Origin of the sequence: Telluribacter roseus, assembly GCF_017355915.2 — a bacterium.
In the GTDB taxonomy this organism is placed as follows: Bacteria; Bacteroidota; Bacteroidia; order Cytophagales; family Spirosomataceae; genus Telluribacter.
This window is the reverse complement of sequence record NZ_JAFEUV020000003.1, coordinates 182078-194757: the sequence shown is the minus strand read 5'-3', so window position 1 is coordinate 194757 and position 12680 is coordinate 182078. Positions and strand designations below refer to the sequence as shown.

General features: G+C 42.0%; 12 protein-coding genes. 4 read left to right on the top strand and 8 right to left on the bottom strand.

The window, feature by feature from the left end; genetic code table 11:
- The coding region (locus JTN23_RS07010; protein ID WP_247233359.1) for an NHL domain-containing protein at positions 1-2442 on the bottom strand (2442 nt) is incomplete at its 3' end.
- A gap of 1328 nt (positions 2443-3770) precedes the next feature.
- On the opposite strand from JTN23_RS07010, the gene JTN23_RS07005 reads away from it, so the two are divergent.
- Positions 3771-3923, top strand: coding sequence for a hypothetical protein (locus JTN23_RS07005; protein ID WP_247233358.1), 153 nt, complete (start codon positions 3771-3773; stop codon positions 3921-3923).
- A gap of 38 nt (positions 3924-3961) precedes the next feature.
- Here the strand turns inward: JTN23_RS07005 and JTN23_RS07000 are convergent, their stop codons facing one another.
- The 4 genes from JTN23_RS07000 to JTN23_RS06985 all read right to left on the bottom strand — a co-directional run bounded on the left by JTN23_RS07000 (position 3962) and on the right by JTN23_RS06985 (position 7226).
- The gene (locus JTN23_RS07000) at positions 3962-4165 is read right to left on the bottom strand and encodes a transposase (RefSeq protein WP_247233357.1); all 204 of its coding nucleotides are present in this window, start codon (positions 4163-4165) and stop codon (positions 3962-3964) included.
- Between the two features lie 119 nt (positions 4166-4284).
- A complete protein-coding gene (locus JTN23_RS06995) occupies positions 4285-4926 on the bottom strand; it encodes a hypothetical protein (protein WP_247233355.1) in 642 nt (213 codons plus the stop codon).
- Between the two features lie 504 nt (positions 4927-5430).
- Entirely contained in the window at positions 5431-6048 is a 618-nt protein-coding gene (locus JTN23_RS06990) for a hypothetical protein (RefSeq protein WP_247233353.1), read from the bottom strand.
- 203 nt (positions 6049-6251) lie between these two features.
- Complete coding sequence (locus tag JTN23_RS06985; RefSeq protein ID WP_247233351.1) at positions 6252-7226, bottom strand: hypothetical protein; 975 nt, start codon at positions 7224-7226, stop codon at positions 6252-6254.
- A 367-nt stretch (positions 7227-7593) separates the two neighbouring features.
- Between JTN23_RS06985 and JTN23_RS06980 the strand changes: the two genes are divergently transcribed.
- The 3 genes from JTN23_RS06980 to JTN23_RS06970 all read left to right on the top strand — a co-directional run bounded on the left by JTN23_RS06980 (position 7594) and on the right by JTN23_RS06970 (position 10123).
- A complete protein-coding gene (locus JTN23_RS06980) occupies positions 7594-7860 on the top strand; it encodes a hypothetical protein (RefSeq protein WP_247233349.1) in 267 nt (88 codons plus the stop codon).
- 781 nt (positions 7861-8641) lie between these two features.
- The gene (locus JTN23_RS06975; RefSeq protein ID WP_247233347.1) at positions 8642-9001 is read left to right on the top strand and encodes a hypothetical protein; all 360 of its coding nucleotides are present in this window, start codon (positions 8642-8644) and stop codon (positions 8999-9001) included.
- 54 nt (positions 9002-9055) lie between these two features.
- A complete protein-coding gene (locus JTN23_RS06970; protein WP_247233346.1) occupies positions 9056-10123 on the top strand; it encodes an HNH endonuclease in 1068 nt (355 codons plus the stop codon).
- A gap of 91 nt (positions 10124-10214) precedes the next feature.
- On the opposite strand, the gene JTN23_RS06965 is transcribed toward JTN23_RS06970, so the two are convergent.
- The 3 genes from JTN23_RS06965 to JTN23_RS06960 all read right to left on the bottom strand — a co-directional run bounded on the left by JTN23_RS06965 (position 10215) and on the right by JTN23_RS06960 (position 12534).
- Positions 10215-10439, bottom strand: coding sequence for a hypothetical protein (locus JTN23_RS06965; protein ID WP_247233345.1), 225 nt, complete (start codon positions 10437-10439; stop codon positions 10215-10217).
- A gap of 72 nt (positions 10440-10511) precedes the next feature.
- Entirely contained in the window at positions 10512-10763 is a 252-nt protein-coding gene (locus JTN23_RS26090; protein WP_491630933.1) for an IS1/IS1595 family N-terminal zinc-binding domain-containing protein, read from the bottom strand.
- Between the two features lie 79 nt (positions 10764-10842).
- Positions 10843-12534 carry a hypothetical protein gene (locus tag JTN23_RS06960; protein ID WP_247233344.1) on the bottom strand — a complete coding sequence of 564 codons (1692 nt, stop codon included), beginning with the start codon at positions 12532-12534 and terminating at the stop codon, positions 10843-10845.
- Positions 12535-12680: the final 146 nt, after the last annotated feature.

Here is a 12680-nt window from a genome sequence, read left to right as displayed (position 1 = left end):
AGCATAGTAGGTGGTAGTTCCTTCTTCGTCAGTATCACCGTCACAGTCGTTGTCCTTGCCGTCGCAGATTTCAGGAGCACCTGGGTAGATAGTGTTGTCTTGGTCGTTGCAGTCACCAGCCTGGGTGACATAGCCAGCTAGTGGGGAACAAGATCGTGTTGCGGCAGTGACACCAAAGCCATCATTATCAGCATCAAGATAATAAGTAATAGGTTCATTAATGGGAACAGACTCTTGAACAGGACTAGAAGAAGCACCTGTACTGGAGTTGGTTACTATAAGGATAAAGCTGCCGGTAAAGGTGGCAGGATCTATATTTACAGTGATTGTACCAGAGGTGCCTGTCAAGGGTCCGGTTTGGTTAGCACTGACACCGGCACCGGTGACAGTGTACTGATCAGGATCGTGGGTGGTAGCCGTATAGGTAATCTTAAAAGTAGTAGCTCCCTGGCAAATAGCTTCAACAGGACCTAAAGTAATGGTAGGTGCTGCAGGGGCGCTCACCCAGCGAATGCGGTAGTTATCTCTATCAGCTATGTATAGGTTACCGGCCGCATCCACGGCTACTCCATAAGGATACCTAAAACTGGCGCTGGTGGCAGGGCCGCCGTCTCCACTATACCCCTGTGTACCAGTACCTGCTACAGTACTGATTGTCCCATCACTGGCGCTCACCCGGCGGATGCGCTGGTTTCCAAAATCAGCTATGTATAGGTTACCGGCCGCATCCACGGCTACTCCGCTTGGATTATTTATTCTGGCGCTGGTGGCAGGGCCGCCGTCCCCACTATATTCAAAAACACCAGTACCTGCTACGGTACTGATTGTCCCATTACTGGCGCTCACCCGGCGGATGCGCTGGTTGTGTTGATCAGCTATGTATAGGTTACCGGCCGCATCCACGGCTACATCACTAGGATCTCTAAAACTAGCGCTTGTGGCAAGGCCGCCGTCCCCACCATATCCATAGGCACCATTACCTGCTACGGTACTGATCGTCCCATCACTGGCGCTCACCCGGCGGATGCGCTGATTGCTCTGATCTGCTATGTAAAGATTACCGGCCGCATCCACGGCTACTCCACCTGGATTTCCTAAAGTAGCGCTGGTGGCAAGGCCGCCATCCCCACCATATCCAGCTGTGCCATTCCCCGCTACGGTACTGATTGTCCCATCACTGGCGCTCACCCGGCGGATGCGGTAGTTGTTTAGATCAGCTATGTAAAGATTACCGGCCGCATCCACGGCTATATAACGAGGAGTTGCAAGGCTGGCACTGGTGGCAGGTCCGCCGTCCCCACTATATCCATAGGTGCCATTACCTGCTACGGTGCTGATTGTCCCATCACTGGCGCTCACCCGGCGGATGCGCTGGTTGCTCTGATCTGCTATGTATATATTACCAATAGCATCCACGGCTACATCACTAGGATAGTATAGACTGGCACTGGTGGCAAGGCCGCCGTCCCCACCATAGCTAGCTGTGCCATTCCCCGCTACGGTACTGATCGTCCCATCACTGGCGCTCACCCGGCGGATGCGCTGGTTGCTCTGATCTGCTATGTAAAGATTACCCGCCGCATCCACGGCTACATTACGAGGACTCCAAAGACTGGCGCTAGTGGCAAGGCCGCCATCCCCACTATACCCCTGTGTACCAGTACCTGCTACAGTACTGATCGTCCCATCACTGGCGCTCACCCGGCGGATGCGATGGTTTAGTATATCTGCTATGTATATATTACCAATAGCATCCACGGCTACACCACTAAGATCTCTAAAACTAGCGCTGGTGGCAAGGCCGCCGTCCCCACCATATCCAACTGTGCCATTCCCCGCTACGGTACTGATCGTCCCATCACTGGCGCTCACCCGGCGGATGCGGTAGTTGTTTAGATCAGCTATGTAAAGATTTCCGGCCGCATCTACGGCTACTCCAATTGGGCTCCAAAGACTGGCACTGGTGGCAAGGCCGCCGTCCCCACTATATCTAGCTGTACCATTACCTGCTACGGTACTGATCGTCCCATCACTGGCGCTCACCCGGCGGATGCGGTGGTTGGTCTGATCAGCTATGTAAAGATTACCGGCCGCATCTACGGCTACTCCACTTGGACTCCAAAGACTGGCGCTAGTGGCAAGGCCGCCGTCCCCACTATATCTAGGTGTACCATTACCTGCCACGGTACTGATCGTCCCATCACTGGCGCTCACCCGGCGGATGCGGTGGTTACCCCTATCAACTATGTAAAGATTTCCGGCCGCATCCACGGCTACTCCACTTGGGCTTCTAAGACTGGCACTGGTGGCAAGGCCGCCGTCCCCACCATATCCAAATATACCATTACCTGCTACGGTACTGATCGTCCCATCACTGGCGCTCACCCGGCGGATGCGGTGGTTATCTCTTTCAACTATGTAAAAATTGCCGGCCGCATCCACGGCTATTCCATAAGGGCCAAATAGATTGATGTTAGTGGCTGGTCCGCCGTCCCCACCACCTGCATAAGTATTTATTATTTGGGCTCTACTACTAAAAGTAAAGCACCAAAACATAACTAGTAGGCATAGCCATTGCTTTGGATAAAAAGGGAGTACAGATAGAAGCATATGAAATGGTGTGTTTATAGAGGTTAGAGTAAGTGCATAATGAATTTCTCAGATCAAGGACATAGAATATGCTGAACTACTTTAGCATAGGCAGCCAAACAACCTGATTATTTGCCTGCTTAGGCTAGGTAGAGCATACCGATCCGGCAATCTCACGGAGATATACCTGGAAATAGACGACATCAGGAGACTAGTAGCGGATTAGAGCAGCAATGAAGACATGTAGAGTTTTGGCATAAGAGAGGGTATTTAGTTGTGGGTATAAACTTTACTTTCTATCAGGACTACTTCTTATCTGGCACCAATCACTCCATTCTCTGTTTCTTCCTACTATCAAATCTACCAGGATCAGCCGACAGGCTCACAGTAGAATAAGGGAATTTAAAAATCCTGTGGAAAGCAGACCTAATGCAGACGCAAAGTATAATACTAATACCCTGTATGTCAATACCCTATTTATGGTATTTTTAGGTAGTTTATACTAAATCATAAACTCTGGTACTATTTTTGTTGCCCCTCTCTTTCCTATCTGGTGAATGGCAGTCATCTCCTTATACAAAAGCATCTTTTACATCTGCCAGAGTAATCTATTCTTTGTAAAAAGCTTTAACTCTTATTCTGTCATTGAAGATTGCTTATAACCATTAGATCGATGTACTGCGGAAACATGAAGAGCGTTGGCTGATTTTTATCTAAAACCTTTCCTTAGTAGCTTCCGTGCTATGGCTATTACGTTCATAGATCGTCTTCACCTCCGGAGCAATCTTCTGGTGCCGCTCGCTGAGTCTCTTTGGCCTATCGCACTGACGTACTCTGGCTCGCGGCCGCCAATCCTGCACTAGTTCGCTCGCGGATGATGTTCACTGATTCACAGACGGTCAGCCGCTCCGTTTAAACACGGGCGTATTTTCTATCTTGATCATATTGTTTACATTACTCAACAAGAGAATATACTACACTTAGCTAATTTATATAGCAAAATAATCAATGGCAGAAAGAAGGGTCAGCAGGATCTAGTAAGATGTACTTAAACTATCAGAAAATTATGAAATAAACGGTCTTATAAACGATATAGATAATTAGATAAAAAGCTTTTAATATTACGTCTCTATTCTTATAGAATTAATCATTTAATTAGGTTTTCATCTAATCTCTATAAAATGCCTCGTACTATTGCCTATTTACGTGTGTCTACCATAGATCAGGACCTAGAAAAGAACAAGGCGGACATCCTGCACCTGGCTAACGAGAAAAATCTAGGAAAAGTAGAGTTCATCCCGCAGCGGCGGACCGCAGGAAAAGGTGTCCGGTAAGGTCGCTGGCGCAACCGGAGAATAGGTATATTCTTCCTCTAAGGCACGTAATTGAGGATCAACGCGCACATATGAATCGCGAAGGCCATCTTACCACTATCCAGATACTTTTGCTTCCATCTCCGCAAAAGAGAAGGCGACAAATTGTACTTCCTGCTAACATCGGCATGCCCGTCACGAAGTGACTCTTGTACAATCGAATAGCAATCCTCTGCGTTGAATGTTCGTCTTTGTTTACTCATGATTCCTAAATTAAATAAACTAAACTGTTCAACAATTTTGTCCAACCATTTAGGGGGCTAAGACATGGATATATATGTGAAACCCTTCGGCTGGTAGTGTCGAAGGGTTTTTTGTTGGGTTAGATATCCATCCAGCCCCTATCTTCATCCCGATAGTTGAACAGATGTTTTAGCTTATCTTTAAGGACGAGTAGATCCTGCTGATTAGTGTAAACTTTTGTTTCGTGGTTTTTACCAATGGATACAATATTGTTTTCAAAGATGTCTTCATAGATTGCACATAGGGTATTGGCTCTGTGGACATGATCTAGTTCTTTTGCTTCACCTGGTATAAGAGAATATATCTTATGTGCATTAACCCAATTGTTACCGTCTGGATTTTTGAAGTCAACAACTATATTCAGAGCAACCTGAACTCCTGCATTTTTAATAGACCATAATCCACTATGACGATTAAAGGTAAATACCAGGATTGGCCGGTTTTTTCTTTTTTCATCTTCATCCCTTTCTTCCTCCTTCTTTACCTCATACCGATGGATCAGGAAGGTAAGCATTCCCAAGAGTACTAGGTTTGCTATGCTTACCCATACGTTTAAGAAGTCGCTGAAATGAGCCCATCGTTCTGGGTCGTCGGAGAAGGCAAGCCTGCTCAATAGATTATTAGGAAACTGACTAAAATATAAGAGTAAAGGAATGATAATGATGCTCACAGAAAAGATGATCAGGATGTAGTAAGGACTTAAAGACCTGAGGTATTTCATATTCGTGGTTAATGTGATGTTAGGCATTAAGATGGTTAGATATTTGTGAAAGGGTTTGCAAAATGTAGTATACAAGAAAAACCCTTCGGCCGATAGGGGTGAAGGGTTTTGTTATGGATCAGGTACAGAGTTACGGGATCTCTATACGTTACTCAGAGTCTTCCGGAGATATATAGCATTACCAATCGTCTTAAAAGATAATTGGTTCTCGTCATTAACTAATATTGCCGCTATTGCCGAAGCATGTCTAGGGGTAAATCTTCTAATTCTGTTTTTAAGGTATTCTCCCATACCACCAGGAGTAGGGTTAACCATGTCTGCTCCAAGTGGATATAATACTTTCGGATCCTGAAAGTAATCAGTAAGTAACTGTTCTACTTGCGTGTTAGTAAATGAGAATGATGTACTTCCCCATTTAACCTGGTATCCACTTGAAGTCTTTCGGTAATCAATGGGAGAGCCAGTTCCGGATAGTGTATTAATGATAGGCATGAAGGTATAGACTTAGTGATTGATTGCTAGGTCCCAAGAATTAAAGGCATCATTACGAGAAGGAGTGGTACAATAACGGATTTGGTTAATATTATGAATACAACCAGTATCAAGAAGTGCCTCATTTACAATCCCACGTACTTGCGGTAATCTTTGAAGCATGTTGTCTGTCCATCTTAGAGAATAAATAACCTTTTCAAAGGTTATACCGGCAAAAGCTGCTCTAATATCGAAATAAACAGTATTACCTAGGTCGTCAGCGATCTTGGAATCAACCACACGGTCACTAAAATTAGGTAATACATCGTCAGTTTCTATTGTCTTTATCAAGTCTATGATCACAATTCTTTGATCAACACAATAATCTTTCCATGTTTGGGGATAGCCTAGGTGACCATCGGCCGGATGTAAGGATACACCCGTTAAAGCAGTTGGCATGTATTTCCAAAACTTATTTTTTACCCGTCCGTAGAACCACTCTGAAGTATTGGGTTCTAAACAACTATCATCACTAGGATTGAAGGTACCAATGAATAAAAAACGGCTTTGGGGATGTACAGGATGCCCAAAAAATGTATGGTTGTTTTCGAGAGCATTGAGCTCGGGGTTGAATCTATGTGTAATTGGCATGATAGGAAAGAGTAAAGTGGTGATACTATAAATGGCTTTACGCTTCTTTATACCATAAATATTTATCTAATGGTCACCTAAACAATTGAGAAAGCCAACAGGATGTGATACCTCAGCACTACCGGGCACCAGTGGATGACTAGCTGAATGATCATCTGGGATGATCCGTGCCATGCTTCAAACCGTAGCACGGGGAGAATCTTCTATTTACTGCTGGTCCCAATATAGCGGTAATACATTTGGCCAGATTCTTTACCAACCCAAATGCCATATCCTGGGACAATGAGTCCTTTTCCCCCTTCGATTAGGAGATTTGCAGGTACAATATCAGTAGGTTTAACCGTTACTGGTGGGGCCTCCAACAGCTCATCTGAGTTGAGAAAAATACCATGTTCACCATAATTGATATCGCAATCAAAGTATATATATATATATCTTTTTAAATCCTGCGAAAAACAGCCTATGCCGAAGTAGTTCTTTTTCACCAAAATATGATAGGGGTGGAACCACATGTTTAAGTGAGTTACAACTATGGAGTTGTTTGAGGGCACCTTAATGGCTTTGAAAACAAGTTTTTTGCTTCTATCCCAGATAGCAATTTCTCCGTTTTTTGTGACTATATCCCAATGATCTGTTGGAGAGCTCCAAGTGTTGTTTTCAATCTGAAACAATAGGTTACCCATTGAGTCTTTAAACATTCCTGAAAATAAGAATTGGGGCGCGAACTCATCTTCATCTGTATTTTTCTTAAATGAGAAGATATCCTCTCCATTTACATTGATTATGGATGGGGTATTATAAAATCTACTATTGCCAAGGTATATATTAGGTTCACTTTCAAAACCATTAAAAAAATCATGGTTTTTAGGTCTATGAGCTTTGTCACTTGCCCTTATTCTTTCATAATACTTCTGGATTTGCTCTTTGTTATAGTTGGCTCTCCCGGTTTTTCCCTCTCTTCTTGGATTGTGATTATTGCACACTAAGCAAATTTTATCAGGATCATGTTCTTTTGCATCATTCCATTCAGGAATGATATGCTCATACTCATAAAAGGCATTTCTACAATTTGGCACCACACATCCAAACTTTGAATTTTGTCTGACCTTCCGCATAACATCTGCACTTATATATCTGGGCAGACCATGTTTATTAGTTTCGCTTGATTTTTCTTCCATAGGTATTATTGATTGTCTTTGTTGTAAGGACAGTCTACATATAACATCATTTTTCAAAAAAATATTCGAGTGATAGACTGACTGTCTAACCTGACTCTGTTCGGGTTAGGTACTTTTGAGCTGACTTATTTTAATGGTGTGGATATATATTTGAAACCCTTCGGCCGGTAGTGTCGAAGGGTTTTTTGTTGGGGGACAGTAGGTTCGGGACATGAATGAGATAGCCAGGATCCAAGATAATAACCCGGCGGGGGTACTGCTGCTGGAATGCAGCCCCCAGCTATTGCTCCACGGCGGGCTTACCAGCCTGCCACTCGGCCCGGTCGTACTGACCACGGCAGCGCCCTGGCTGCGGATCTACGGGTCGGTGAATACGAAAAGTTACGAAGAAGACGAGCAGCTGACGGAGCACGGCTCGCTGTACGCGGTCAATGCGACAACATTTGTGCCGGGGGATACGGCCCCCATCCGCCAGATGCTGAAAGCGATGCAGTGGCACAAGTGGATCGTGCGGGTGACGGATGCCATGGGTGTGAAGCGCCAGGCGGGCACTCCGTCGGAGGGCCTTGACCTGGTGGCCACAGGAACACCGGAACGTTGGAAGTTGGAAATTGCCTATATAAGGGTTTCCTAATTTCCAACGTTTTTGCTCTTTTGAGTAGAAGCTGTAAACAACGTTGAAAGCTGGAAAAAACCTTATGCTTACTATTTACTACACAGTAATCAATAGCAAGCACCAACAGCCTCTAGCTCTGCATACATATGCCCACAATAGGAGCATGTATATATGAAGTTAACAAAAGTCAACAATGTATCTCTAAATTATTAACTTGAGCCCCACTATGCTATGTATACACGCTCTATAGTAATATCAAAGGAAAATCTCTAATAACGAGACATTTGACTCCAAGAATAAGATTTTAGATTCACTTACGCATCATATTTATCATAATCAGAGTAAGACCCCTGGAGGTAGTTTCCAAATATGCTAACATATGGATTAACTGCATAGTCTATCGTGAAACTCAATTGGAGCCTTACATCATCCAACAGAATAGCTAAGTTAACTTTAATGGATCAAAACTACTGAACACATTGCTCTCCCTCCCTTTTCTGAGCAGGAAACTAGCGTAGAAGCAGTAGAGCGGACAATATCAAAGGTATAGCAGCTACGGGCGGAGCTAAGTACCGAACGTGAGGCCACTGTTGAGCTTTTCAAAGCCCTCCTACATGGGGCATTTCAGGCAGAGGAGGTAGTAAACAATCCGGTAGAAGAAATAACAGAATTGTAGAAGTCTATAAAGTAGTACTGCCACGTACAGATATTAACAGCAAAAGTGGAGACAGCAACCACTATAAAAACAGGGCGAAACCGAAAAGCCTCACGAGTAGGATTTACTTAAACGTCATTCCCAATGAAGTCTATTTTACTAACGATTGCCCTCTTTGTATTTACTCTTACCGCCGCTTTTTCACAAACTGTCAATGATGTTCCTATTAGAGACATTGATGTAGAATATGTACAAATTGTTGGCACTTCAAAGCTACTTAGCAACAAGGTCACTATTGAAATAGACTTTGGACAGGAGAATAAGGTTTTTAAGTCAAAAGATACACAGGTCAAGGACACCAACGGGAAGCTACTGAACTTCAACTCTATGATCGATGCCTTAAACTTCATGAGCAGTAACGGCTATGAATTTGTAAATGCCTATGCGCTGTCTATAAGCAACCAGAACGTGTACCACTTCTTACTGCGAAAGAAAAAGCAGTAGCAGGGGTCAGGCTTAGAGCCAAAAAAGTAACGTTCTGGATAATATATATGACCAATGGTTCCTAAGACAGAATCCTCTAAAAATAGCGTAAAGCCGAATGAGGTTCGACTTGCACGACTTGCTTATAACACAAATGGCTGGAAATATCCATCTGGTCCAGCTGGTAAGAGTACATATGCCGACTCTCATGAACATAAGTATGGCTATGGCTATGAAGAATGGCTACTAAACTTTGATAAACAAATAGATGGCTACCATTATGCATTTTTAGAGCCCATACGAGAAGAGTCTAACTGCTACCGTGGTAAGATCTTTGATGTCTGGCTATATACAATAGATGGCTCTACAAGGACGAGGTATTGGGTAGGCCATATCCAAAATGTTTATGTCCTAGAAGAAGAAGAAATTAACATGGCCTTCAATACGTATAAACAGAAGGGATGGCTAGATGAAATGATAGAACAGATCTACACTTTAAGACCAAGTCAAAAGGGCTTTTCAGGCTATGTCGGTGAAGATATCTTCAATATTCGGTTCAAGCTTGGTGATGCTAAAATATATAAAACACCGTTAAAGATTGATTCACAGCACCCGGTGTATGGTTTTAACCGCTATAAATTCATTAGAGCTATAAATAAAGATAAAATCACCCCAGTACCAGAGCTGTTCTCCGGACATTTATTAAGAACAGCTTCAGCAGTAGGCGAAACAACTGTAACATACAATTCTAATTTCCCCAATGAAACTGAGCGGAGCGGACTTATTACCTCCCGTGTAGGTCAAGGCTGGTACAGAGAGCAACTGCTTCAACGATGGGAAGGTAAATGTGCTATCACAGGGTGCTCTGTAAAGGAAGTATTGATAGCGTCCCACATTATCCCGTGGGCTGAATCCTCCGATCAAGAGCGTCTGGACCCTGAAAACGGTATTCTGCTCAGCCCCACCCTGGATGCCTTATTTGACAGACACCTGATAAGTTTTGATGATGAGGGAAAAATAATCATCTCGCGTAAATTAAGTGATAAGGATCTAGTCCAGTTGGGTATAAACTGGAGCATGAGGATTTATAGCCTTACTGAAGGCAACAAGAAGTACCTAGCCAGGCACCGGGAGCTGCTTTGATCTCTCTGGTAACTTTATAGGAGCAGATAAACAATATTATAGACACCAGTGGGGTAAAAGACAGCTCCTCTTCTATGGGTAGTGGTAAATACTAAGGTGATCTAGATTTGTTGTAGTAGTTGATGAAGTTAAGAACTCGGGCAAAGTGACTGTCATCCGTTTTGGCAAAGGCTAATGTATTCGGAGTCAGATGCGGCTGGCGTTGCCTGAGAGTATTGCGGGTCGCCGAAGCGGAAGTACCACCTGCTTTCTGGTGATGCCTCTGAACAGGAATAACTCTTTTGTAAACAGGATACAGATCTGTAGAAGATTGCATATTGTTGGTAATAAAATGGTAAGCTATTCAGAGCAACTGCCCACAGTACTCACTGTGGTCACCACTGCTTTTTTACACTAGCTTTATGATTGAAGGGGTACTTACACCCGTCACGCGTTGAATACCACGTAGGGAGGTCCGTACTACCAAGAGCTTTTCCACTTGCTCGTAGCGTTTGGCTCGCTGTTGAGCTACGTTGCTGATGGTACCATACTTATCACAGTTCTTGCAGTGATATTTCGGCTTACCGGAAGTGGAATGGCCATTCTTCCGTAAGTTCAGACTACCACAGCACTGGCACTTACAATGGGTTGTTTCACTTATTATAAATCAAACATAACAAGTCATCCCTTAAATTACCACTACCAAAAGAATACTACGAAAGAAATGACTAGAGCATTCATTAATTAACATCCTTATACAAATGCTTAACAATAAAATCTCTCACAGCATATGTATTGAACTTCTTATTTGACACAGAAACAGGTAAATGATCACTAAATGAAGCATATTTAGTATAGATATTGATAGATTTACGACCCATTTTTATATAATTATCTATATTTTCATCTAGCCGAACAACCTTTCTATAAAACAAATCCTGAAACTCAATAAAAGAATTAATGTTTATTAAAGTCAAATCCTTTATCATAATACTTGGACCTATATTTTCAGACTGCACCCTCTTGTTAAACTCATAGTTTAATAAATGATTAACACCTGGGGTATCTAATGAAGGGTCAACGTATACTAGAATCGGATATACATTAATTCCCTCCAAATTATAAGTATCTAAATCTTCACGATTAAATTCACTATTACTTAACTTCTTGACCACCCTAACGATCTGCGGAACACCAACTTTTTTCTTCCCATCATCATAGCAAAACTTTGAGAGAATCGAATCTTTAATCGTGTTAATGTCAGTAGAGAGTTTATACTGAGAAGCAACATAAGTATTCTTGAACTCAAAAATAAATATTGTCTTATGCCTTCTGATATAATAATCAGGACCACCATCCACTCCTTGTTGCGAAAAACGATCACCTCTAATTTTTACACAGTTAGTACTCTCAAAGCATCTCTCCAATGCTTTGTAGAAAAGAAATTGCTCTGCCTCCCTACCAAATATTTCAAAAAATGCAGGTTTACTTTTGATAACATTCCCTTTGAACTCTGCTTTATTTTTAACGAGCACTCGGGCAAAATCAAATTGAATACCTTGGTAAAGTTTATCAACAAAGTAGATCATACTGAGTATTAGATATACTCCTGGATCTACTTTGATAAGCGGAAATTCTCGTAACATTAAAAGATCTTCGGTACTTCTATAATTATCAACATCAAGAGTCAGACTATCAATAAAATCAATATTATCTCCCCATTGTTCATCAACATTTAATAATACTCCTCTATCAAGATATGTACTAAATAAGTGGATACCGTACAAACTTAATATCCCTTTGAGGTAGCTTCGCCATGAATCAACATTTACTTCATTTAAAAATAACCTGAGATACTCAGCGAACACCTCTTCTTTCTCACAGAATTCAAAAAAATAAATTGATTTTACAATCTGCAAACTAGAGTCTCTAAAAGCAAGACCCTCTTTTAGAAAGAACTGGGAACAAAGCATATATTCTGCTGGACTTTCCTCCTTTGAAATTTCTTTGATACCATCTTCCTGCTTATCATTCCACCTCTGTACACAGTACATATAAGCTTTGAAAAGCCTCTCTTCTTGATCGACAGAAATAGAATCTACATTCGGCAAATCGTTATAGTTAGCTAAAACAAGATCAACAAGAGAAAGTGCAGCATGATTATCAATAAATGAAATACTTCGTATATCTGTATTTACCCTACTAACTACATAATCAAGACAATAAACATAATGACTTGGAAGCCTATGTGTCCATTCTTTAAACAATCCTATTTGAGTCAAATTATTATTTCTACCATAAAACAGCTTCATGATTGTTAAAGCAACCTTTTTTAGAATAAATATAGAAGGAATATCATTTATCAGGCCCTTTGGATCTACATATTCGTAATCATTATAAAAGTCATGATACCTTAGTTTAGCTAGTTGCATAATACTGTTGTATAGAAATAGTAAATAAAGCTATTTTTATGTTTTGATTATTCTAATAAAGACTTCTATACCTTCTTAAAGGCTTAACATCCTTCTCAAATACTGTCCTACTCCCAGAAAAAGGCACCCTACAATTTCGTAAAGTA